This is a genomic window from Aeromonas sp. DNRA1 (assembly GCF_963888745.1).
GTDB classification, from domain to species: Bacteria; Pseudomonadota; Gammaproteobacteria; order Enterobacterales; family Aeromonadaceae; genus Aeromonas; species Aeromonas hydrophila.
In genome coordinates, this window is the sequence record NZ_CAWPKQ010000005.1 from 415,236 (window position 1) to 436,649 (window position 21,414).

20 protein-coding genes are annotated in these 21,414 nt (G+C 62.0%); 10 read left to right on the forward strand and 10 right to left on the reverse strand.

Features of this window, described 5'->3' with window-relative positions:
- Nucleotides 1-64 precede the first annotated feature (64 nt).
- The gene (locus AACQ43_RS17910) at nucleotides 65-610 is read left to right on the forward strand and encodes a hypothetical protein (protein ID WP_168968056.1); all 546 of its coding nucleotides are present in this window, start codon (nucleotides 65-67) and stop codon (nucleotides 608-610) included.
- A gap of 23 nt (nucleotides 611-633) precedes the next feature.
- Here AACQ43_RS17910 and rimI read toward each other — a convergent pair whose 3' ends face one another.
- Together rimI and AACQ43_RS17920 are read right to left on the reverse strand one after the other, a co-directional pair.
- Nucleotides 634-1,083 (reverse strand): ribosomal protein S18-alanine N-acetyltransferase, encoded by a 450-nt coding sequence (gene rimI, locus AACQ43_RS17915; RefSeq protein WP_168968057.1) that lies wholly within the window; start codon nucleotides 1,081-1,083, stop codon nucleotides 634-636.
- A 50-nt stretch (nucleotides 1,084-1,133) separates the two neighbouring features.
- Nucleotides 1,134-1,613, reverse strand: coding sequence for a DNA polymerase III subunit psi (locus tag AACQ43_RS17920; protein ID WP_168968058.1), 480 nt, complete (start codon nucleotides 1,611-1,613; stop codon nucleotides 1,134-1,136).
- 238 nt (nucleotides 1,614-1,851) lie between these two features.
- On the opposite strand from AACQ43_RS17920, the gene AACQ43_RS17925 reads away from it, so the two are divergent.
- Both AACQ43_RS17925 and viaA read left to right on the forward strand, forming a co-directional pair.
- A complete protein-coding gene (locus tag AACQ43_RS17925; protein ID WP_168968059.1) occupies nucleotides 1,852-3,459 on the forward strand; it encodes an ATPase RavA domain-containing protein in 1,608 nt (535 codons plus the stop codon).
- 52 nt (nucleotides 3,460-3,511) lie between these two features.
- Nucleotides 3,512-4,966, forward strand: a complete 1,455-nt coding sequence (viaA, locus tag AACQ43_RS17930; RefSeq protein WP_076361478.1) for an ATPase RavA stimulator ViaA — start codon at nucleotides 3,512-3,514, stop codon at nucleotides 4,964-4,966.
- 9 nt (nucleotides 4,967-4,975) lie between these two features.
- Here the strand turns inward: viaA and AACQ43_RS17935 are convergent, their stop codons facing one another.
- The gene (locus tag AACQ43_RS17935; RefSeq protein WP_017409062.1) at nucleotides 4,976-5,980 is read right to left on the reverse strand and encodes a sensor domain-containing diguanylate cyclase; all 1,005 of its coding nucleotides are present in this window, start codon (nucleotides 5,978-5,980) and stop codon (nucleotides 4,976-4,978) included.
- 223 nt (nucleotides 5,981-6,203) lie between these two features.
- Here AACQ43_RS17935 and AACQ43_RS17940 point away from each other — a divergent pair, with 223 nt between their 5' ends.
- The 3 genes from AACQ43_RS17940 (at nucleotide 6,204) to AACQ43_RS17950 (ending at nucleotide 10,417) form a co-directional block, all read left to right on the forward strand.
- On the forward strand, nucleotides 6,204-8,066 hold the full coding sequence (locus AACQ43_RS17940) for a diguanylate cyclase (protein WP_168968088.1): 1,863 nt from the start codon (nucleotides 6,204-6,206) through the stop codon (nucleotides 8,064-8,066).
- 254 nt (nucleotides 8,067-8,320) lie between these two features.
- Entirely contained in the window at nucleotides 8,321-9,910 is a 1,590-nt protein-coding gene (gene prfC, locus AACQ43_RS17945) for a peptide chain release factor 3 (RefSeq protein WP_085946238.1), read from the forward strand.
- 168 nt (nucleotides 9,911-10,078) lie between these two features.
- Complete coding sequence (locus tag AACQ43_RS17950) at nucleotides 10,079-10,417, forward strand: nuclear transport factor 2 family protein (protein WP_168968060.1); 339 nt, start codon at nucleotides 10,079-10,081, stop codon at nucleotides 10,415-10,417.
- A gap of 66 nt (nucleotides 10,418-10,483) precedes the next feature.
- Here the strand turns inward: AACQ43_RS17950 and AACQ43_RS17955 are convergent, their stop codons facing one another.
- Nucleotides 10,484-10,960, reverse strand: a complete 477-nt coding sequence (locus AACQ43_RS17955) for a MarR family winged helix-turn-helix transcriptional regulator (protein WP_248281018.1) — start codon at nucleotides 10,958-10,960, stop codon at nucleotides 10,484-10,486.
- A gap of 80 nt (nucleotides 10,961-11,040) precedes the next feature.
- On the opposite strand from AACQ43_RS17955, the gene AACQ43_RS17960 reads away from it, so the two are divergent.
- Nucleotides 11,041-11,499: a carboxymuconolactone decarboxylase family protein gene (locus AACQ43_RS17960; RefSeq protein WP_168968062.1), complete on the forward strand. Its 459-nt coding sequence runs from the start codon at nucleotides 11,041-11,043 to the stop codon at nucleotides 11,497-11,499.
- 57 nt (nucleotides 11,500-11,556) lie between these two features.
- Here the strand turns inward: AACQ43_RS17960 and AACQ43_RS17965 are convergent, their stop codons facing one another.
- On the reverse strand, nucleotides 11,557-12,495 hold the full coding sequence (locus AACQ43_RS17965; RefSeq protein WP_146061678.1) for a bifunctional helix-turn-helix transcriptional regulator/GNAT family N-acetyltransferase: 939 nt from the start codon (nucleotides 12,493-12,495) through the stop codon (nucleotides 11,557-11,559).
- A 204-nt stretch (nucleotides 12,496-12,699) separates the two neighbouring features.
- Nucleotides 12,700-13,737 carry an alkene reductase gene (locus tag AACQ43_RS17970; protein ID WP_016349467.1) on the reverse strand — a complete coding sequence of 346 codons (1,038 nt, stop codon included), beginning with the start codon at nucleotides 13,735-13,737 and terminating at the stop codon, nucleotides 12,700-12,702.
- A gap of 188 nt (nucleotides 13,738-13,925) precedes the next feature.
- Between AACQ43_RS17970 and AACQ43_RS17975 the strand changes: the two genes are divergently transcribed.
- Nucleotides 13,926-14,492: a TetR/AcrR family transcriptional regulator gene (locus AACQ43_RS17975; RefSeq protein ID WP_168968063.1), complete on the forward strand. Its 567-nt coding sequence runs from the start codon at nucleotides 13,926-13,928 to the stop codon at nucleotides 14,490-14,492.
- Between the two features lie 197 nt (nucleotides 14,493-14,689).
- Here the strand turns inward: AACQ43_RS17975 and AACQ43_RS17980 are convergent, their stop codons facing one another.
- Nucleotides 14,690-15,025: an endonuclease domain-containing protein gene (locus AACQ43_RS17980; RefSeq protein ID WP_073348885.1), complete on the reverse strand. Its 336-nt coding sequence runs from the start codon at nucleotides 15,023-15,025 to the stop codon at nucleotides 14,690-14,692.
- 430 nt (nucleotides 15,026-15,455) lie between these two features.
- Nucleotides 15,456-16,409, reverse strand: coding sequence for a LysR family transcriptional regulator (locus AACQ43_RS17985; RefSeq protein WP_168968090.1), 954 nt, complete (start codon nucleotides 16,407-16,409; stop codon nucleotides 15,456-15,458).
- A gap of 153 nt (nucleotides 16,410-16,562) precedes the next feature.
- Between AACQ43_RS17985 and aguA the strand changes: the two genes are divergently transcribed.
- Both aguA and AACQ43_RS17995 read left to right on the forward strand, forming a co-directional pair.
- Nucleotides 16,563-17,660: an agmatine deiminase gene (gene aguA, locus AACQ43_RS17990; protein ID WP_168968064.1), complete on the forward strand. Its 1,098-nt coding sequence runs from the start codon at nucleotides 16,563-16,565 to the stop codon at nucleotides 17,658-17,660.
- 163 nt (nucleotides 17,661-17,823) lie between these two features.
- On the forward strand, nucleotides 17,824-19,527 hold the full coding sequence (locus AACQ43_RS17995) for an amidase (protein WP_168968065.1): 1,704 nt from the start codon (nucleotides 17,824-17,826) through the stop codon (nucleotides 19,525-19,527).
- Nucleotides 19,528-19,587: 60 nt separating this feature from the next.
- Here the strand turns inward: AACQ43_RS17995 and AACQ43_RS18000 are convergent, their stop codons facing one another.
- Nucleotides 19,588-20,031 (reverse strand): hypothetical protein, encoded by a 444-nt coding sequence (locus AACQ43_RS18000; RefSeq protein WP_168968066.1) that lies wholly within the window; start codon nucleotides 20,029-20,031, stop codon nucleotides 19,588-19,590.
- Nucleotides 20,021-20,908: a hypothetical protein gene (locus AACQ43_RS18005; protein WP_168968067.1), complete on the reverse strand. Its 888-nt coding sequence runs from the start codon at nucleotides 20,906-20,908 to the stop codon at nucleotides 20,021-20,023. Before AACQ43_RS18005 ends, AACQ43_RS18000 begins: the two co-directional genes overlap by 11 nt.
- Nucleotides 20,909-21,414 lie beyond the last annotated feature (506 nt).

Sequence of the window (21,414 nt, forward strand, 5' to 3'; positions counted from 1 at the left end):
CAATTAGGGTGAGCTTGAGGCATGATGGGGGCTGACATGTGGAGCCATTCAGGGAGGGTGAACAATGAGTGTCGGTATCAAGGGGGTGGTGACCGGGGTATTGCTGTTATTGGCGGGAGCCGGCGGGCTCTGGTTTACGCTGGGAGGCTCAGGGAGTGAGGAGGACAACCCCTGGCTGAGCGGCGCCGAGGGTTACGCGCAGGCGCAGCAGCTGGCCCTGCAAAAGGGTTATCCGCTGCTCTACGTGATCGAGCGCGCCAAATGCCGGCGCTGCAAGCTGCTGGATACCAGCCTGTGGCAATCAGAGGAGATGGCCCCGGTGCTGGCCCGGCTGGTGAAGGTGCGCCTCAACCCGGATGCGGGGGATGGCAGCGAGCACATTCTGCGCCGCTTTCCGCAGGTGGCAACGCCGCCAGGCATCTATGTGCAGCAGCCGGACGAGCCGCTCAAGCCCATCAAGATAGTGGTGGATATCCAGCAGATCTGGATGCCCGGGGTGACCTGGCAGCGCGGTTTCTTCATGCCGCTCTCTGCCGCCGGGTTCGAGGCGGTGCTGCACACCACTCAGAGCCTGCAGGATCCGGCCCTCGACAACGCACCGCTGCTGTAGTGCTGCAGATGTAGCGCGGCGGCTTAGCCGAAGTCGAACAGGCGGGACATCAGCACGGCATCTTCCCGATCCTGGCCGGTGCCATAGTAGTCGGCGCGCCGGCAGTACTCGGCAAACCCTTCGCTCTCGTAGAGGCTGATGGCGGTGCTGTTGCCGGCCCGCACTTCGAGGAACCAGGCCTCGGCCTTGTTGGCCTTGCTGCGGGTGAGGTACTCCCTGAGCAGCGCCCGCCCCAGCCCCTTGCCCTGAAAGTCGGGGTGCACGCAGATGTTCATCAGCGAGCTGTCACCCGCCACCAGATCCGAGATGTAGAAACCGGCCGGCTGGCTGTCGACCAGCAGCAGACCGTTGAGGTAGCGCGGCCCGAAGCAGGAGAGCAGGTTGGCCTGGCTCCAGGGCTCCTTGTGGGCAGCCTGTTCAATGGGGTAGATGAGCTCGAAGTCGGTCTCGAGCAGGGGACGAAATTGCACCATGATGGCTCCGGGTCGGGGCGGCTGAACGAAGAGAGGGTGGGGCCTGGCACTCAGCCGAGGCGCCCCTTGAGCTGCTGCCACAGCGCCCGTTTCTGGGCCGGGCTGGGCGCGAGCGGGCAGATCAGGGCCTCTGGCCAAGCGGGATCGGCCGCCTCCAGCCAGAGCAGGGGCGGAGTGTGGCCAACGGGCAGGCTGCTTAGCAGGCTGACCTCGTCGCTGCCGATGCCGAGCAGCTGGCAGAGATCCGCCAGCAGGCTGGGGGCGGGCAGCCGGCTCGCCAGGATCCAGAGCTTGCCGCTTGGTGGCTCGCTCGGCACGGCCGAGGCGGGGGCAGCCGCCTGCTCGCTTGCCGGGATCTCATTGGCCGGCGTGGGCGCAACCTGATGGCCCGCCAGCAGGGCTGGCCGGCGCAGTTGCCAGCTCGGAATGCCCATCCGGGCCAGCAGGTGTTGCCGCAGGCGACCGGATGCCTGGTCAGGTTGCGCGGGGGCGGGCTCCCGCGACGTGGTCAGCTGCACTGGATCTTGCATGGGCGATGACTCAGTCTTGATCTGCATTGATGAAAAAAGCTCTGCGCAGGGTACACTCGAACGCGTTTTGCTGCATCTTTTGCGGTATGTTTTAGCCAGGTGAGGCGGCCCGGCGCTCGGCAACCGGCTGGAGCGAGCCACAGGCGGCCTCCCGACAATCCAACAAGCAGGACAGGGAACCTTCGATCGCGTCGCGGGTGTGCCGGTTCCAGACAACCCCAGTATCGGAAGTGTGCCTATGCCACCTTTAGCATCACAGAATCTTCGTCTCGCCCCCATTCACGAGCGCCTGCCACGCCTGCTGTCGGCCCTCGGCGAGGGGCTCTACGAGCGCCAGGATGCCCTGCGGCTCGGCCTGCTGGCGGCCCTGTGCGGCGAGAGCGTGTTCCTGCTGGGCCCGCCCGGCATCGCCAAGAGCCTGATCGCGCGGCGCCTCAAGCTGGCCTTCTTCGATGCCCGCCACTTCGAATACCTGATGACCCGCTTCAGCACGCCGGAGGAGGTGTTCGGCCCGCTCTCCATTCAGGCGCTGAAGGAGGATGGCAAGTATCTGCGGCTCACCGCCGGCTACCTGCCGGAGGCCGAGGTGGTGTTCCTCGACGAGATCTGGAAGGCGGGCCCCGCCATCCTCAACACCCTGCTCACCGCCATCAACGAGCGGCAGTTTCGCAACGGCGACAGCCAGCACCCCATCCCCATGCGGCTGCTGGTGACCGCCTCCAACGAGCTACCGGCCCCCGACAGCGGGTTGGAAGCGCTCTACGACCGGATGCTGGTGCGGATCTGGATGGACCGGGTGCAGGAGAAGGCCAACTTCCAGGCCATGCTGGCCAGCGACGGTCAGTCCCACCAGAATCTGCCGCCCTCGGTGCAGATCCACGGCGAGGAGTACCTGGAGTGGCAGGAGCAGATCGACCGGATCCGGTTGCCGGACGACTGCTTCGAGCTCATCTATCAGCTGCGCCAGCAGCTCGACAGCCAGCTGGCCCACAGCTGCTACGTGTCGGATCGGCGCTGGAAGAAGGCCGTCAGGCTCATCAAGGCGAGCGCCTTTTTCAACGGCCGCGACGAGGTGGCCCCGCTCGATCTGCTGCTGTTCAAGGATTGCCTCTGGCATGACGAGGCCTCGCGCACCGCCCTGCTGGAGATGATGACCGAGTTCTCCCGTCTCTACGGCTATCAGCAGCTGGCCATGACTCGTCAGCTGATGGGGCTACGGGAGCAGTTCAAGCAGCTCAAACAGAGCGTGGCCCAGCGCCTGTGTTGCAAGGCCAGAAAGCGCCAGCAGTGGTTCGGACGCCGCGCCCGCGGCATCCAGATCCCGCTGGCCAACGCCCGCCCGTTCGGCAAGCTGGCGCACTTCCACCTGCTCACCCCGGCGGCGCTGGATGGCGACGATCCGGAGCGGCTGGTGGAGACGCTGGTGTTCGACCGCACCCTGCTCTCCCACTGGCATCCCACCGGCGAGGCGCTGGTGGGCTGGCCGCTCGGCAACCCCAAGGAGGGCCACTACGAGCTGGTGCTGGACGACGAACTGCGGCTGCACGTGCTGGACTTGCAGCGCCAGCAGATCCCCCTGGTGCTGGTGGAGCGCAACCCCATCCCCGAGGTGGTGATCGCCCCCTGGCAGGCCGCCCTGACCGGGCTGCTGGCAGAAGCCGGCGTGCTGGCGCAGGAGCTCAAGCGCCAGCGCAACCTGTTCGAGCGCCATCAGCAGCACCTCTTCATCGGCCGCCACTGGCTGCAGCAGGTGGAGGACAGCTTCTTCGTGCTGAACCGGGATCTGGACCAGCTGCGCACCGACCTCAGCCACTGGCACGACCGGCTGCCGCAGCTGGACGCCTGAACCATGGCGAGCGCGAAAGGGACTGTGGTGAGCCCGGTCGGCGGAGGTCGCCATGCTTGAGATCGGCATGATGGATCTGGGGCTGCTTATCGGCGAGGGGGAGCTGGCGGGCGAGATGGCACTGCTGTTGGCCTCCACTCCCAAGATCTCCGAGTTCATCAAGCGCTCCCCGCTGCAGGGCAAATTGTTGCAAAAGCGCATCCGCCGCTGGAGCGAACAGCTGGGGGAGGAGATGCGCCACAAGCCGGTGCCGGTGGCGCTGGAGCAGGAGTATCGCCTCTATCAGGCCCACAAGGGGTTGCCGCTGGCCGAGCTGATGGGGCGTCTGCCGGCCCTGCTGGACGGGCTGGAACAGTACAGTCCCTTCGCCGGCGAGGCGCGCAGCCTGGTGCGCCAGCTGATGGCCCACCCCACCGACAGCCAGCGCCAGCTGCTGATCGAGAAGTGGCGCACCAGCCTGGTGGGCAGCCTGCTGCAGCTGCAGCAGCAGATCGCCGAGGCGGAGCGGGAGAAGCAGCGCCAGGAGATAGAAGATCAGCTGCTGGCGAGCCGTACCCTGGCCGATGCGCTCGATCCCAACCAGATCTCCGCTGGCGGGCTGTGGGATCTGGCGCAAGGCAGCTGGCACAAGCGCAGCCTGGTGCTGGTCAAGCAGTACGCCCGCATGCTGCAGCGCGAGCCGCTGCTGGCGGAGATCGCCAACCTGCTGGGGCGCAGCGAGCAGGACAACCGGGCCAACGATTCGCCGGTGCCGCCGGTGCAGGTGCATGAGCTGGAGGAGGTGCAGACCGACGACGTGCCGGACGATCTGGTGGGCATTCACCCGGCCAGCGATCTGATGCGACTGTTGCCGAGCGAGGCGGTGATGCTGGCGCTGCCGGAGCTGGAACTGGAGTTCTACCGCCGCTATCTGGAGCGGCGCCTGCTCAGCTACCAGTCGCGTGGCACCCTGCCGCGCCAGCGCATCATGCTGCGCACCCCGGAACTCGGCGGACGCCAGCTGCAGCAACGGGGGCCCTTCATCGTCTGCATCGACACCTCGGGCTCCATGGGGGGATACCCGGAGGAGTGCGCCAAGGCGTTGTTTCTGGCGCTGCTCAAGGTGGCGATGGACGAGAAGCGGGGCTGCTACCTGATGCTCTTCTCCACCGAGGTGGCGACCCTGGAGATCACCGCCGACACCGGGCTCGACAAGGCGGAGCGTTTCCTCTCCATGAGTTTTCACGGCGGCACTGATCTGGTGCCCTGCCTCGAGAAGGCCCTGATCAAGCTGGATGACCCCGCCTTTGCCAAGGCGGACGTGCTGGTGATCTCCGACTTCATCGCCCAGAGCCTGCCTCACAGCCTGCTGGATCGGATGAATCGCCAGCGCAAGCAGCAGACCCGCTTTCACGCGGTGGCCATGTCCCGCCACGCCAAACCGGCGCTGCTGCGGGTGTTCGACAACAGCTGGTTGCTCGATTGCGGCCTGCGCGGGCGCCTGCTGCGGCGCTGGCAGCGCAGCTGAGCCTGGTCGTCAGCAGCGAGGCTGGTGGCCGAGTCCCCGTTCGTTGACCTGCTCCTGATCCAGCAGCGGCTGGCCGCTTGGCTGGGAGACGTAAAAACCCCGCTTGCCGCTGCGCTTGACCCGATACATGGCCTGATCGGCGCGGGCCAGCGCCGTGCTGAAATCATCCTGTGGCCGGATCGCCGCAATCCCCATGCTCAATCCCACCGAGGCGTCGCCGTTGGGCAGCTCGAACGGGGTGGAGATGGCATTGATGCACTGGCGGGCCAGGTGGCTGGTGCGGGGATCGTCGCAGGTCCAGGGCAGCAGCAGCACGAATTCGTCGCCGCCGAGCCGGCCTATCTTCACCCCCTCCTCGCAGCAGTCGCGCAGCCGGCGGGTGAGGGCGATCAGCAGCTCGTCGCCGGCGCGGTGGCCCAGGTTGTCGTTGACCTGCTTGAAGTCGTCGAGATCGATGAAGCAGATCGCCTGGTACTCCTGCGGGAACTGGCGCTGCAGTGCGGTGCGGTTGAGCAGACCGGTGAGGGGATCCCGGTGGGCCAGCTGGGCCAGCTGCTGCTCGTACTCCTTCTCGTGGGTAATGTCGATGTGGGTGCCCATCACCCGGATGGGGTTGCCCTGTGCGTCCCGCTCCACCACCCGGCCCCGGTCCAGCACCCAGGTGGTCTTGCCGTCCTTGGCGATCATCCGGTGCATCACCTGATAAAACGGGCTCTTGCCGCTCAGGTGATCGAAGAAGGCCTGCAGCACCCGCTCCCTGTCTTCCGGGTGCAGGTGCTCGCGCCAGACGTCGAAGTGGGCCGACAGCTCCTTGGGCTGGTAGCCGAGCATGGCGCCCCAGCGGCGGTTGAAGATAATGAGCTTGCCGGTGGGCACATGGTTCTGCCAGATGCACAGGCCGGTGCCGTCCATGGCGGCTTCCAGTTTCTCCCGCGCATCGTCGGCGACCCGCTTGAGCCGTTCGTTCTCCTGCAGCAGCTTGTCGTAGGCCGCCTGCAGCTCCTGGTATGTCATCAACCCGCGCTTCCCTGTAGTGGATGGCGCTTATAGTCGATGCTGATTTTCCATCTGTAAAGAGGCACGAGGAGTCAGTGTGAGAGCCAGCCAGATCTGGCTGATTTTCTCTCTTTCTCCCAGATGGCTGTGTGCTTGAACAAGGCAGGATATGATGGTCATAGTGAACACACCTGCCTAGCTGCACCACCAGAGGGGAAACCGAACCGGCATGAAACGCATCATGACCCTGATCCTGCTGACGGGATTGTGCACGCCCCTCGCCTGGGCGGCCCGGGCGCCGCTGACCGAACCCCAGCTCTCCCGCGAGCTGCAACTGCTGGAAGAGGGCTTCCAGCCCGACCGCATATTCCGGCTGCGCATCGCCGCGCTGGTGGCGAGCAAGGAAGAGTATCCCCTCGATGTGCAGGGGCGCATCGTGCGCCTGCAGTGCTGGGCCATGCCCGCCGAGTGGGACAGCGAGTATCGCGCCGTGGTGGCCTTTGCCGATCAGGAGTTGGCTATCGCCCGGGCCCGCAAGGACAGGATCACCGAGACCGGCCTGCTCACCTGTCGTGGTTTTCACCAGCAGCTGCTCGGCAACATGGACCAGGCCAAGGCCGACTATCAGCAGGCGCTGGTGCTGGCCCGCCGGCTCGGCGATCGGCTGCAGGAGGCCGACATCCTCAGCTTTCGCGGCGACATGTACGCCTATCAGGGGGAGCTGGCGGAGGGGCTGATGGAGCTTATCGAGGCGCACAAGCGCTTCGAGTCGCTCGAGCAGGACGGCAAGGCGCGGGAGGTGCTGGCCCAGATCGCCAACGCCTACCGGCGAATGGGGCTCTACGAGCGGGCCGAGGGCTACTTCAAGGAGCTGGAGCACGACTACGGCAACCTGGGGGATCAGGAGCGGCTGGTGGACATCCGCTCCCAGCAGGGGCTGCTCTATGCCGAGATGGGGGAGTATGAACGGGCTCTGCCGCTGATGATCCAGGCCGAGCAGCTCTACCGCTCCCAGCAGAAGGAGGGGCAGCTGGCCTGGATCCAGATCGAGATCGCCACCATCCTGCTCAACCAGAACAAGGTGGCCGAGGCGGTGGGCAAGTTGCAGCAGGCAGATGCCATCCTGCGTGGTGGCGAGAGCTCCGACAGCGTGACCCTGGGCCACTGGCAACTGGTGATGGGGATGGCGAAGGCGGCGCAGAGCAACCCGACCAAGGCGCTCTACTACCTGGCGCAGGCCGAGCCCATCTTCGTCAAGGAGAATAACCAGCGCTTCCTGGCACGGGTCTACGAGGTGCGGGCCCGGATCCTGGAGCAGCAGGGCCAGATCAACGGGGCACTGGCCAGCCTCAAAAAGTACGTCGAGACCAAGCACTCTCTGGAGCGGGTACTCAGGGAGCAGCGCTCGTTGCAGATGCGCTTCGAGTTCGACCTGGCCCGCAAGGAGCTGGAGAACCAGGCCCTCAAGACCAAGCAGCTGCTGCAGGAGGCCAAGCTCAAGCAGCTGCAGGAGCGGCGCCACTGGCAATATGCAGTGGTCATTCTGTTGCTGGTGGTGATGGGCATGCTGGCGCTGCATCAGTTCAACCGCTCCCGCAAGATGCGCCGGCTCGCCATGACCGACGACCTGACCGGGCTGCACAATCGCCGCCAGATCCAGGCCAAGGGGCAGGCCTGGTTCAAGCAGGCGCGAGAGCATGGCCGGACCTTGTCGGTGCTGCAGCTCGACATCGATCACTTCAAGCAGGTCAACGACACCCTGGGCCACCACATGGGGGACAAGGTGCTGGCCGAGGTGGCGAGCTGTGTCGCCGCCCAGCTGCGCTCCCTCGATCGGGTGGGGCGCAACGGTGGCGAGGAGTTTCTGGTGCTGCTGCCCGACACCTGCCTCGACGAGGCGGTCGAGGTGGCGGAGCGGATCCGCCATCGGGTCGCCCAGCTGCGCATCGACGGGATGCCGGAGGGGCAGCCGGTGCACGTCAGCATCGGCTGTGCCCAGTACAGCCCCCTCGACGAGAGCTTCGGCGATCTGGTGCAGCGGGCCGACGAGGCCATGTACCGGGCCAAGCAGGCGGGCCGCAACCAGGTGATGCGGGCCGAGTAGGGCGCGCAGGCCGCCCTGCTCGTCTGCAAAGCCGGGCTGGGTATTTTTCACTCGCGCGGGTATAATGTCGCGCAATTTTGCTTTGGCTCAGGTGAGAAGACCCATGTAACGCAACCCTCTTCCTCTCTCCACCGGTTGGTCTGATGCCAGCTTGGTGTGGCTCGTTGCGTATCCATGCCGGACCGTGAGTCAATGCGGCACTCCGGAATTATCCCACGGTGGCTTAAGGCCGCCGCCCAATAGAAGAACGTTGAATTATGTCAGCTGAATTTCTGAGTGAAGTCTCCAAGAGACGCACTTTTGCGATCATCTCGCACCCGGATGCGGGTAAAACCACCATCACCGAAAAAGTCCTGCTGTTCGGACAGGCCATTCAGCGCGCCGGTACCGTCAAGGGCCGTGGCTCGGGCCAGCATGCCAAATCCGACTGGATGGAGATGGAGAAGCAGCGTGGTATCTCCATCACTACCTCGGTGATGCAGTTCCCCTATGCCGATTGTCTGGTCAACCTGCTCGACACCCCAGGTCACGAGGACTTCTCCGAAGATACCTACCGTACCCTGACCGCGGTCGACTGCTGTCTGATGGTCATCGACGCCGCCAAGGGTGTTGAAGACCGGACCCGCAAGCTGATGGAAGTGACCCGGCTGCGCGACACCCCCATCCTCACCTTCATGAACAAGCTGGACCGCGAAGTGCGCGATCCGATGGAGGTGATGGACGAGGTGGAGCGCGAGCTCAACATCATGTGCGCCCCCATCACCTGGCCCATCGGCTGCGGCAAATCCTTCAAGGGTGTCTACCACCTCTACAAGGACGAGACCTATCTCTATCAGAGCGGTCAGGGCCACACCATCCAGGAGAAGCGGGTGGTCAAGGGGTTGAACAATCCCGAGCTGGACGCCGCCATCGGTGAAGATCTGGCGGCCCAATTGCGTGGCGAGCTGGAGCTGGTGCAGGGTGCCTCTCCCGAGTTCGATCACGATGCCTTTATCGCCGGCGAGATGACCCCGGTCTTCTTCGGTACTGCACTCGGCAACTTCGGTGTTGACCACATGCTGGACGGCCTGACCGACTGGGCTCCGTCTCCCATGCCGCGCAAGGCCGAGAGCCGTGAAGTGGCCGCCACCGAGGAGAAGTTCTCCGGCTTCGTGTTCAAGATCCAGGCGAACATGGACCCGAAACACCGCGACCGCATCGCCTTTATGCGCATCGTGTCAGGCACCTACTCCAAGGGCATGAAGATGCGCCACGTGCGCATCGGCAAGGACGTGAACATCTCCGACGCCGTGACCTTCATGGCCGGTGACCGCGAGCAGGCGGAAGACGCCTTCGCTGGCGACATCATCGGTCTGCACAACCACGGCACCATCCAGATCGGCGACACCTTCACCCAGGGTGAAGATCTCAAGTTCACCGGTATCCCGAACTTCGCGCCGGAATTGTTCCGCCGCATCCGCCTGCGCGACCCGCTCAAGCAGAAGCAACTGCTCAAGGGGCTGGTGCAGCTCTCGGAAGAGGGTGCGGTGCAGGTGTTCCGTCCGCTCATCAGCAACGATCTGATCGTTGGTGCGGTCGGTGTGCTGCAGTTCGACGTGGTGGTATCGCGCCTCAAGAGCGAATACAACGTCGAGGCGTTGTACGAGGCGGTCAACGTCTCCACCGCCCGCTGGGTGGAAGGGACCGACGTCAAGAAGTTCGAGGAGTTCAAGCGCAAGAACGAGGTCAACCTGGCACTTGATGGCGGTGACAACCTCACCTACATCGCGCCGACCATGGTCAACCTGCGCCTGGCCCAGGAGCGTCACCCGGACGTCCAGTTCCGCCAGACCCGCGAGCACTGATAAGGGCTTGCCCGCTAGGCAGACAAGATAAAAAAAGACCCCGCCCAGGCGGGGTCTTTTTTTGCATGGCGATCAAGGCGCAGATGGGGGCTGAGCTGCCGTCATCCGTCGACAAGGGGGGCAATGCCCCCTATAAAGGAGGCTGTTACATGATTCAGGGAGTGATGCATGTCGGTCGAACTGCCCGTCGAGGCACAATTTAACGCTTACAACGCCCATGATCTCGAGGCCTTCCTAGCCTGCTTCTGCGAGGCGTTCAAGGGATACCGGATGCCGACGGAGAGCCCGAGCACTGTGGGCAAGGGGGCGCTCAGAGCCTTCTATGCCGAGCACAGATTCAATAACCCGCAGCTCAGGGCCGAGCTGCTGTCGAGAACCGTCATCGGCAACAAGGTGTTTGATCACGAGTTGATCTATGGCCTCTCCCCCGAGCCGCTGGAGAGCATGGCGGTCTTCGAAGTGGAGGTCGGCCTTATCAAGACGGCCTGGTTCTACTTCCCCACCTGAAAGGCGCCCGGCGCCCCTGTCTGCCTTGGCCTGACTGCAAACCCCGTCCGCTAACGCCGGCTGGCGTCAGGCCTCGCCCTCCATGCCGCTGGCGAGGTTCGCCAACCAGCGTTTGACCAGCCGCAACTCCTCCTCGGCCAGCGGGGCGGCCAGCTCCTGCTCCAGCCGGGTGACCCTGGCCTTGGCCTCGGCCAGCAGCGCGGCGCCCGCCGGGCTCAGGCTGAGCTGCTGGATGCGGCCATGCTGTAGGTGTGGGGTGCGGGCCAGCAGGCCGATGCGCTCCAGGCTGGTCACCATGGGGCTCACCGTCTGGGGGGTGAGCAGGGTGAGGCGGGCGAGCTCGGCGTTGGAGCTGCCGGGGTAGGCATCCAGCATGGTGAGCAGGGCAAACTGGGGCGCCGTGATGGGCAGGTCCGCCAGCGCCCGCTCCATGCGCAGGCGCTGGGCGGCCGCGGCCTGGCGCAGCAGATAACCGAGGTGGCCCGCTTCGCCGCGCTTGCCCTCGCCGGGGGCGGGCAGGGGGATGGGCAACTCTGTACTCAAGGGGGGCTTGTTTATCATGTCAGGGTGCTGATATGTTGTTCGTGCCCTGATATTAAATCATGCCCAAGGAGAACACCAGAATGAGCACCCGCATCGATTACCCCGACTTTCGCCAGCTGCTGCCGGCGGCTCACGACGCCCTGATCGCCGCCGGCAAGGCGGTGGACGAGGCTGGCCTCGACAAGAACCTGAGCGAGCTGGTGAAGCTGCGCGCCTCCCAGCTCAACGGTTGCAGCTTCTGCCTGCAGTATCACCTGAACATCGCCCGTCGCAGCGGGGTGGGACAGGCCAAGCTGGATCAGCTGGCGGCCTGGCGCGATGCCACCGTGTTCAGCGCCCCGGAGCGGGCGGCCCTGGCCTGGACCGAAAGCCTGACCCGGCTGCCGCCGGACGGTGTGCCCGACGCACTCTATGGCGAGCTGCGCGAGCACTTCAGCGAGGCCCAGATAGTGCAGCTGTCGGTGACGGTGGCCACCATCAACAGCTGGAACCGGCTCGGGGTTGCGCTGCGTTTCGTGCCGCCCGCCGCCCAGCTCTGAGCGGCAGCCAAACAAAAGGGCGGCATCGCTGCCGCCCTTTTATCCTGAGCTGATCACTCAGGCCGGTCGCTGACCATCGTCGACACCAAGCGCCAACACCATGCAGATCTCGCAGGCATCGTGCCCGGTGCTGCCGAGCGGGCCCGGCAGGTGTTCGAAGCCCAGGGATTCGTAGAGCGCGGTGGCCTCGCGCAGCACGGCGGTGGTCTCCAGGTAGCAGCGCTGATACCCGAGTGCGCGCGCCTCGTCCAGCGCCTGCAGCACCAGCCGGCGTCCCAGCCCCAGCCCGCGCAGGGAGGGCATGAAGTACATCTTTTGCAGCTCGCAGACTTGCCCCTCTTCCCCCGCCAGCGGCGCTATGCCGCCTCCGCCGAGAATGGCGCCGTCCGGCCCCTCGATCACCCAGTAGCGGCTCTGCGCGCCCTGATAGGTCTCATGCAGCCGATCCAGATTGGGGTCGGCCACCCCGTAGCCCTTGTCGGCGGTGAGCCCGTATTCGGCGGAGACGGCGCGGATCACGGCGGCAATCTGGCCGTTGTCGGCCGCCCGGATCGGGCGAATGCGGTAACCCTGCTGGCGACGGGCGCGGGAGAGGGCGCTGCGATAGAGGCGCAGGCCGGTCCACAGCTGCTCGCGCTCGGCGAGGGTGAGCTGGGCCAGGGTCTCCTCCATGGCGCTGTCCATCTCCTGATGCAGATCCAGCAGCTGGGCCTGGCCGGCGATGGTGAGGCGCGCCTCCTTGCTGCGGCCATCGGACGGATGGGGGTGCCAGCTGATGAGCTCGCGCTCGGCCAGGCGGGCCAGCGGGCGGCTGGCGTTGGACTTGTCGATGCGCAGCCGTTCGGCCAGTTGCTGGTTGGTGGCGGGGCCGCTCTCCAGCTCGATCAGCAGATGGGCTTCGAGCGGGCTGAGCGCCAGTTCGCCGCACTGTTGGGAGAGCATGCCGAGTTCGCGAACCAGATCGCGCGACAGGGCGCGCAGGGGGCGGGGATCCATATCAGGGCTTCCTATTTGGTTGTCGTCAACAACCAATATAGCCAACTAGTTGTTACTAGCAACTTTTTTATTGCACTGGCGAGGGTTGGGAAACGGCGGACATGACAAGCGGGTACAAAAAAGGGCCCGGGAGGGGGCCCAAACATTGGAAACCCGCGCGAGGGCGCGGATCCCATCCTTGGTCAGGCAAGGCGCCGGCGAGCGTTAGACCAGCTCGGCCAGCATGGTGTCGGCATAGGGCACCAGGGCGTCGCCCTGTTTCACTTTGGCAAGGTAATCCGGGTTGGCGATAAGCGGGCGACCGATGGCGACGAGGTCGAAGCGGTCGGCCTTGATGGCCTCGGCTGCGGTCTCGGCGCTGTAGTTGCCCACCCCCACCAGATGACCGTCGTAGCGGGCGCGCAGGTAGTCGGAGGCGCGGCCGTCCAGGTAGTCGAAGGTGAGGCTGTCATCGAAGATGCCCAGATGCACATAGGCCAGGTTGCGCTGGTTCAGCTCGGCCAGCAGGTGGTCGAACACGGCGCGATCCCGCGCATCCCCTTCAAGGTGTACATAGGCACCGGGGGAGAGGCGCAGGCCCACCCGATCCCCGCCGATGCGGGCATTGATGGCATCCACCACCTCCAGTGCGAAGCGGCTCATGTTCTCGGGGCTGCCGCCGTAGTTGTCGGTGCGCAGGTTGCTGGCGTGGTGCAAGAACTGATCGATGAGGTAGCCGTTGGCACCGTGGATCTCCACCCCGTCAAAGCCCGCTTCGATGGCGTTGGCGGCGGCCTGGGCGTAATCCTCGACCAGCTGGGCGATTTCGCTCTCGGTCAGGGCGCGCGGCACCTGATAGACCAGCTCGCGCATGCGGGGCACAGTGCCCTCATGGGCGACGGCAGAGGGGGCCAGCACTTCGGCGTGGTGGAAGAAGGGGTGGGAGAGACGACCCACGTGCCACAGCTGGGCGAAGATCTTGCCGCCGTTGGCATGCACGGCGCTGGTCACTTTCTTCCAGCCGGCGATCTGCTCGGCGCTGTAGAGCCCCGGGGTATTGGGGTAGCCCTGTCCGTCCGGCCGGATGATGGTGGCTTCGGAGATGATGAGGCCGATGTCGGCGCGGCGCGCGTAATAGGCGGCCATCTGCTCGGTCGGCACCAGGCCCGGGCCTGCCATGCAGCGGGTGAGGGGAGCCATCATGAAACGGTTGGCCAGGGTGAGGGTGTCGTTGAGGCGATAGGGCTGAAACAGGGTATTCATGATCGTCTGTCCTGAGGGAGTGATTCTTGAACGTGCATTCAAGACGTTTTTTGTTTTGTGTGCAAGTCTTTTTTGAACGAGCATTCAACATGGGTTGGTGTTGCCGTCCCGCTGGGGTAAACTTGCCGCCCTCTTATTTCCCCCCGCCGGCCCCTGGCCGGTGAATCCGCTTTTTCAACGGAGAAACCATGCGCAGCGCCGAGTTCAACCGGGACGACGTCTTGCGAAATGCCATGGAGGCATTTCGGGCCAAGGGTTACGCCAAGACCACCATGCAGGAGCTGGTGGCGGCGACCGGGTTGCATCCGGGCAGCCTCTACGCGGCGTTTGGCAACAAGCGCGGCCTGCTGCTGGCGGCGGTTGACCACTATGTGCAGGAGAAGAGCACCCTGCGGCGCAGCTTCTTCGCCGCCGCTAGCCCGCTGGCGGGGGTGCAGGCCTACCTCGAGCAGGTGGTGAACGACGCCCTCTGCGGCACCTGTCTGGTGACCCGCACCCTGATGGAGCTGGCAGAGCAGGACGAAGAGCTGCACCTGAAGCTCAAGGCCATCTATGGCGAGCTGGATGCGGATCTGGCGGCGGTGCTGACGCTGGCCCTCGAGCGCGGCGAGCTGGCGGCCGGGCGCGACATTCCGACCCTGACCGCCTTCCTGCTCATCAACATCCAGGGCCTGGTCACCTTCGCCCAGTGCCGCCCCGATCCCGCCCTGCTGGGCGGCGTGGTCATCCAGTTGATGACGGCCCTGCGGGCATAATGCGCCCCCCAGAAACAACCATGGCTCCCGCGGGAGCCATGGTTGTTTCTGGGGAGGTCACACGCCGCCAAGTTGTTCGCTCCCTTCTCCCCTTGTGGGAGTCATGGTTGTTTCTGGGGATGCCACACGCCACCGGGTTGTTTGCTCCCTTCTCCCCTTGCGGGAGAAGGGTTGGGGATGAGGGGGGAGGACTCTGCTCAGCGCAATGAGAGCCAAATATGGGCCAGTACGACATCCATCCGACTCAACACATCGTTATTCCACACCCTGATCACCCGAAAGCCTTGCTGATTGAGGTAGGCCGTTCTTGCTCCATCATATTGCCGCCCTGCCGGTTCGTTGTGCTGTGACCCGTCTACCTCGATGATCAGCCTCTGCTCAAGAGAGATGAAATCGACAATGTAGGGCCCGATGGGCATCTGGCGACGGAATTTCACCCCGGCCAGACGGCGGTCGCGCAATTGCAGCCACAGCTTCTGTTCGGCAAGGGTGGCTTCTCGCCTCATGCGCTTGGCAAACGGATGGGTTCTCATGGTGCCTATCCAGAGCTATTTGACCCTATTAGATATAGCCATTCCCCGGTCTGGTGACTGAGTGGGTTGCTTCCCCTCACCCTGGCCCTCTCCCAGAGGGAGAGGGGACAGATCGAGTAACAGTTGTCATCTTGTTGGTCATCTCGGGGCCATCGTGAACTGATGAACTGATGAACTGATGAACTGATGAACTGATGAATCGACAGGTCGATGTGCTGGTGGGATGTATTTCGCCCTAGCAGACAGGTTGTTTGCGATGCTGCCAGTGGCGCAGATCTGCTCCCTTCTCCCCTTGCGGGAGAAGGGTTGGGGATGAGGGGGGCACACGCCGTCGGGTTATTCAGGAGTCACCAGCTCTTTCATTAGATTCTTGAGCCATACCAGGGCCGGTTGCTGCGCATGCTGCTTTGGTATGCCAGACGCAGCGGGTTTACGCCGGACTGACCAACTCCTTCATCAGGTCTTTCAGCCAGATCAGGGCGGGTTGCTGCGCATGCACCGGATGCCAGACACAGTTGAGGTGATAATCCGGCACATCTTCGGGCAGCGGCAGGCTTTTCAGCGGCCAGTGGCTGGCGAGCAGCTCGGCCACCATGCTGGGCAGCACCAGCAGATGATCGCTCTGGCTGACGATGGCGGCGGCGGACATATAGCTCTGGCTGTTGACCGAGATGGTGCGACTGAACCCCAGCGTCTTCAGATAGCGATCCAGGCTAGCCTCCGAGGTGCCAAGTGGCGAATGGAACACGTGGGGCATTTCGATAAGTTGCGCCAAGCTGATGCGCTCGCCCTGCAGCGCCGGGTCATCCCCACTCTCTGCGATCGCCGGGGCGGCCATCGGCAGATCGGCGCGCACCAGTCCGGCCAGCGGCTCGGTGAGCCAGGTCTCCTTGCCGAGATACCCCGGCACCTGCATGTATTCGTCAAAGCCCAGCACCAGGTCTATCTCGCCGCTCGCCAGCTCGGCTTCGGGCAGGGTGTCGCGCAGGATGCGGATCTCGATGGTGACCCCCGGCGCCAGCCGTCTGAGGCGCTGGATAAGCGGCGGGATCAGCACGCACTCCACGTAATCCGTGGTGCAGAGCACGAAGCGGCGTTTCGACTGGCTCGGTTCGAACACCTCCTCGTCGCTGAGCTGCTGCTCCAGCAGTCGCAGCGCCTGCTGTACCCCCAGATGCAGCCGCTGGGCGCGCGGGGTCGGCAGCATTCCTTGCGGGGTACGCACCAAGAGCGGATCGCCAAAGAAGGTGCGCAGCCGGTTAAGGGAGTGGCTCATGGCGGGCTGGCTGATAAAGAGCGTTTCGGCGGCGCGGGTGACGCTGCCCTGCGCCATCAGGGCGTCAAAGGCGAGCAGCAGGTTGAGGTCGAGCTGGTGCAGTTTCATCAAGATTATTTGCCAGGCTTATGGGACAATCCATCCTATTCATTTGATGGATGTGAGCGCAACTTCTTACACTGCGACCACTGTTATTTTTCCAGGATCCCCGCGCCGCGTTTTCACGCCTGCGGGGTCTCAATCCATGCAAGGAGCCTTGCGATGAGCATCAAGACCATGAACACCACGCCGGCCGCTGACGGCTTCACCATGCCCGCCGAGTGGGCACACCAGCAGGCCGTCTGGATGATCTGGCCGTTTCGCCCGGACAACTGGCGTGAGGCCGGTCGCTTCGCGCAAGCCACCTTTGCCAAGGTGGCGGATGCCATTGGGCAAGCCACCCCGGTCTTTATGGGGGTGCCGGCCCAGTTTATGGAGCAGGCCCGCGCCATCATGCCCAGCCACGTCACCCTGGTCGAGATGAACAGCGATGACTGCTGGGCCCGCGACAGCGGCCCGACCATCGTCACCAACGCAGCCGGCGAGTGCCGTGGGGTGGATTGGGGCTTCAACGCCTGGGGCGGCCACAAGGGCGGTCTCTACTACCCCTGGGATCAAGACGAGCAAGTGGCGGCCCAGATGCTGGCACAGCACGGCATGGATCGTTACGATGCGCCGCTCATTCTGGAAGGGGGCTCCATCCACGTCGACGGCGAAGGCACCTGCCTGACCACCGCCGAGTGCCTGCTCAACGAAAACCGCAACCCGCACCTGACCAAAGAGCAGATCGAAGCTTACCTGCGCGACTATCTGGGCGTCACCAGCTTTATCTGGCTGGACGAAGGCGTCTACATGGATGAAACCGATGGCCACATCGACAACATGTGCTGCTTCGTGCGTCCGGGTGAAGTGGCCCTGCACTGGACTGATGACCAGAACGATCCCCAGTACGCCCGCTCCGTGGCCGCCCTCAAGGTGCTGGAAGCGGCGGTCGATGCCAAGGGTCGCAAGCTGAAAGTGTGGAAGCTGCCCCAGCCGGGCCCGCTGTTCTGCACTGAAGAGGAGTCTGCCGGCGTCGAGAGCGGTACCGGTGTGCCGCGTGAGGCAGAAGGCCGTCTGGCCGGTTCCTATGTGAACTTCCTCATCACCAACGATCGCATCGTCTACCCGCTGCTGGATGCCGCCACCGATGGCGAAGCCCAGCGCATTCTGGAAGAGATCTTCCCGGAGCACACTGTGGTCGGCGTGCCGGCCCGCGAGATCCTGCTGGGCGGTGGCAATATCCACTGCATTACCCAGCAAATCCCTTCTGGGAAATAAGCAGCAGGCTCGACTAACTCGACAAAACCCCACATCGTGGGGTTTTGTCTCTTGATATACGGGGGTCGGGAGTTGTAGCGGCTGCGACCACCCTGAAGCGATTCGCTGCGATATTGCTGCGTTAGCCGATATCGCACACCGTCACCCTTTACAGGAGATCCAAATGATCGAAGTGACCGAGGTTTCCATTGCCGAGTTACGCGGTGCGCTCGAAGCAGGCCGCACCACAGCGGTCGAACTGGTCAAGGCCTATCTGGCCCGGATCGAGGCCTACAACGGCCCCGAGACTGCCACCAAACTCAATGCCGTGGTGGTCGCCAATCCCGATGCGCTGAAAGAGGCCGAGGCTTCCGATGCCCGCCGCGCCCGTGGCGAGACCCTGAGCCCGCTCGACGGCATCCCCTACACCGCCAAAGACAGCTATCTGGTCAAGGGGCTGACCGCCGCCTCCGGCAGCCCGGCCTTCAAGGATCTGGTGGCCCAGCGCGATGCCTTTACCGTTGAGCGCCTGCGCGCCGCCGGTGCCATCTGCCTTGGCAAAACCAATATGCCGCCGATGGCCAATGGCGGCATGCAGCGCGGCGTCTATGGCCGTGCCGAGAGCCCCTACAACGCCGACTACCTGACCGCACCGTTTGCCTCCGGCTCCTCCAACGGCGCCGGTACCGCCACCGCCGCCAGCTTCTCCGCCTTTGGTCTGGCGGAAGAGACTTGGTCGAGCGGCCGTGGCCCTGCTTCCAACAACGGTCTCTGCGCCTACACCCCGTCCCGTGGCGTCATCTCGGTGCGCGGCAACTGGCCGCTGACTCCGACCATGGATGTGGTGGTGCCCTATGCCCGCACCATGAATGACCTCTTGGAAGTGCTCGATGTAGTGGTCGCCGACGATGCCGATACCCGTGGCGATCTGTGGCGCCTGCAACCTTGGGTGCAGCTGCCCAAGGCCTCTGAAGTGCGTCCGGCTTCCTATCTGGATCTGGCTGCCAAGCCCGATGCCCTCAAGGGCAAGCGCCTCGGCGTGCCGCGCATGTTTATCAACAAGGATGAACTGGCCGGCACCAGCGAAAACCCCGGCATCGGCGGCCCGACCGGTCAGCGCATCCATACCCGCGAGACCGTGATCGCCCTCTGGGAAGATGCGCGCAAGGCGCTGGAAGCTGCTGGCGCCGAAGTCATCGAAGTGGACTTCCCGCTGGTCTCCAACTGCGAAGGGGACCGACCCGGCGCGCCGACCGTGTTCAATCGCGGCATCGTGAGCCCGGAGTTTCTCAACGACGAGCTGTGGGAGCTTTCCGGCTGGGCGTTCGACGACTTCCTGCGCGCCAACGGCGATCCCAAGTTGAACAAGCTGGCCGATGTCGATGGGCCGAAGATCTTCCCCCACGATCCGGGCACCCTGCCGAACCGCGAGGGCGATCTGGCGGCGGGCATGGACGAGTACGTCAATATGGCCAAGCGCGGCCTCAAGCGCTTTGACGAGATCCCCACAGTGCCGGACGGCCTGCGCGGGTTGGAGAAGACTCGCAAGCTGGATCTGGAGGACTGGATGGACGGGCTCAAGCTCGACGCCGTGCTGTTCCCGACCGTCGCCGACGTCGCCCCGGCTGATGCGGATGTGAATCCGGCCTCCGCCGATATCGCCTGGAGCAACGGCATCTGGGTTGCCAACGGCAACCTCGCCATTCGCCACCTCGGCGTGCCGACCGTCACCGTCCCCATGGGCGTGATGGCCGATATCGGTATGCCGGTGGGCCTGACCTTCGCCGGTCGCGCCTATGACGACAACAACCTGCTGCGCTTCGCCTCGGCCTTCGAGTCCACCGGCAGCAAGCGTATGGTGCCGCCACGGACACCGCCGTTGGTTTGATTTGTGTTGTGAGTTAAATTTCTTAGGATTTACCGGCAATAAGAAAAGCAAACCCATCCGTTATGCGGGTGGGTTTTCTTTCTTCTGATAAACTACTTCATCGATCATTACATGTGCAGCGGAACCAATCCAAAAGAATATTGATGTTGCAACAATGTACAGAATGACTTGGATAGCCATAATATAAATTGAGTTGGCATCGTTTAATAAAATGATAGCAATAAGAATTAAGCATGGGGAAACTCCCATGATAAAAAGCAGTGTAACTATCAAGACTATTTTAGGTGATGCAGAGTTTTTGTTGATTACGCCGGCGCTAACAATTTTTACTATTGCCTGACCAAATAAAATAGCTGATGCAAAGCTCCAGTCTGCGGCAGCAAAAAAATCCCCCATGCTTGATTTGTATAATTTTACCATCCCAATAACAATAAATGGCAAAAGTATAAACAAATACTCAGAGAGCAATGTTATTCTTGCATTTGAGTAGACGTTATTCTTCATAGTCAAAGTTCCCCTGCTTATAAAAACGCATTTCTACAGGGTTATGTACTTTGATGACTTCATACTTTGTCTCTATTGGTTTATCATATTTGTCATAGAAAACAATGGTAACTAAGTCACATAACAAACCATCTCCGGGTGCCACTAATACTTTCCGATTATGAAATTCAGTTAACCATTCAGGAACACGCATCTTAGCTGATATTTTTGTTTTTCCCTTAATGAAATCCCACATGGAATTGCCAATAAAGTCGGCTTTTTTAATAATCAGCGTTTCTTTTGTTATATTACTTCTAGTTGAATCCACTATTAATAGGTCGATGTCATCTTTTGTAAGTTTAAACATCTTATTTAGCTTTACAGTGTGCTCATTTGTTAAAACATATATATTATCTTTGGCATTTAATTTTTCTGATGCATCACTGATGGAAGTATAAGCTTTTAACAATCTATATCTATTAAGGTCGAAGACATTTGGAAACTCTTCCAAATTAAGTTCATCGGCCTTCCAATGAAGTTCATCTATAAGAGGGTCTAATTCATCTACATTTTTTATAGTATCTTTGTCTTTTATGAAGTCGATTAGTCGTTCTGTGCAATAGTTCATGAAATCAATGAATTTACTTTGTTTTTCGTTTGGTATGTCACCATCTATGTTGATAGTGAGCCATGATTTTATGGACCCTTCATTAATATCAGATAGTAGGAGAAATGGTCGAATTTCTGTATCTACAGCTTGCAAGACACTTTCGTGAAACTCTTCAACGCTACTAATTAGCAGGCTCATCGAGTCAAAAACACGCTGAGGCTTTTCAGAGTTTTTTTGAAAGTCTATTTTTAGGCAAATGTTATTTTTGTATGGGTTTTCTGTTTGCATAAAACTAATCCATTCAGCATTAGATATATAAATTAAGAGCCAGTCTTAGCTTTTCAGTAATTAATCTGTCCAGTCTACCTAAGTAACTTCTGCACCCTCTAAGGAACAGCTAAATATTATTTCTATTGAAAAATTCAACTAATAATAGAATCAGAAAGTTTTGATATGACACCTAGCTTTTCCAGAAATATTTGATGTCTGTACATTAACAATACTCCTGTATCGATATTCAAATGAGCGTTGTAGCCATAATGAGGTATTGTTGGGGTTAGGGCAAGAGGGCTGTCGGTTAGAATAGCGAAGCGTATTCGGACGATCGCGAAAGTAAGGGGGGTGAGGTGACGCTGATGTTCAGGGTTTCCTGCTTCTCTTGCTATCAGGATATTCGAGGTAAACGGACGATTACGCTGCGCTAATCGACCCTACATGATGGGGCTATTGTTACCTCCCCTCATCCCCGGCCCTTCTCCCGCAAGGGGAGAAGGGGGAAAATAGGCTCCGCTGAT

Excerpts from the sequence above, each read along its gene's own strand:
- AACQ43_RS17910 (WP_168968056.1), top strand. The coding sequence starts at position 65 with ATGAGTGTCGGTATCAAGGGGGTGGTGACCGGGGTATTGCTGTTATTG.
- rimI (WP_168968057.1), bottom strand. The coding sequence starts at position 1,083 with ATGGTGCAATTTCGTCCCCTGCTCGAGACCGACTTCGAGCTCATCTAC.
- AACQ43_RS17920 (WP_168968058.1), bottom strand. The coding sequence starts at position 1,613 with ATGCAAGATCCAGTGCAGCTGACCACGTCGCGGGAGCCCGCCCCCGCG.
- AACQ43_RS17925 (WP_168968059.1), top strand. The coding sequence starts at position 1,852 with ATGCCACCTTTAGCATCACAGAATCTTCGTCTCGCCCCCATTCACGAG.
- viaA (WP_076361478.1), top strand. The coding sequence starts at position 3,512 with ATGCTTGAGATCGGCATGATGGATCTGGGGCTGCTTATCGGCGAGGGG.
- AACQ43_RS17935 (WP_017409062.1), bottom strand. The coding sequence starts at position 5,980 with ATGACATACCAGGAGCTGCAGGCGGCCTACGACAAGCTGCTGCAGGAG.
- AACQ43_RS17940 (WP_168968088.1), top strand. The coding sequence starts at position 6,204 with ATGACCCTGATCCTGCTGACGGGATTGTGCACGCCCCTCGCCTGGGCG.
- AACQ43_RS17950 (WP_168968060.1), top strand. The coding sequence starts at position 10,079 with ATGTCGGTCGAACTGCCCGTCGAGGCACAATTTAACGCTTACAACGCC.
- AACQ43_RS17960 (WP_168968062.1), top strand. The coding sequence starts at position 11,041 with ATGAGCACCCGCATCGATTACCCCGACTTTCGCCAGCTGCTGCCGGCG.
- AACQ43_RS17965 (WP_146061678.1), bottom strand. The coding sequence starts at position 12,495 with ATGGATCCCCGCCCCCTGCGCGCCCTGTCGCGCGATCTGGTTCGCGAA.
- AACQ43_RS17970 (WP_016349467.1), bottom strand. The coding sequence starts at position 13,737 with ATGAATACCCTGTTTCAGCCCTATCGCCTCAACGACACCCTCACCCTG.
- AACQ43_RS17975 (WP_168968063.1), top strand. The coding sequence starts at position 13,926 with ATGCGCAGCGCCGAGTTCAACCGGGACGACGTCTTGCGAAATGCCATG.
- AACQ43_RS17980 (WP_073348885.1), bottom strand. The coding sequence starts at position 15,025 with ATGAGAACCCATCCGTTTGCCAAGCGCATGAGGCGAGAAGCCACCCTT.
- AACQ43_RS17985 (WP_168968090.1), bottom strand. The coding sequence starts at position 16,409 with ATGAAACTGCACCAGCTCGACCTCAACCTGCTGCTCGCCTTTGACGCC.
- aguA (WP_168968064.1), top strand. The coding sequence starts at position 16,563 with ATGAGCATCAAGACCATGAACACCACGCCGGCCGCTGACGGCTTCACC.
- AACQ43_RS17995 (WP_168968065.1), top strand. The coding sequence starts at position 17,824 with ATGATCGAAGTGACCGAGGTTTCCATTGCCGAGTTACGCGGTGCGCTC.
- AACQ43_RS18000 (WP_168968066.1), bottom strand. The coding sequence starts at position 20,031 with ATGAAGAATAACGTCTACTCAAATGCAAGAATAACATTGCTCTCTGAG.
- AACQ43_RS18005 (WP_168968067.1), bottom strand. The coding sequence starts at position 20,908 with ATGCAAACAGAAAACCCATACAAAAATAACATTTGCCTAAAAATAGAC.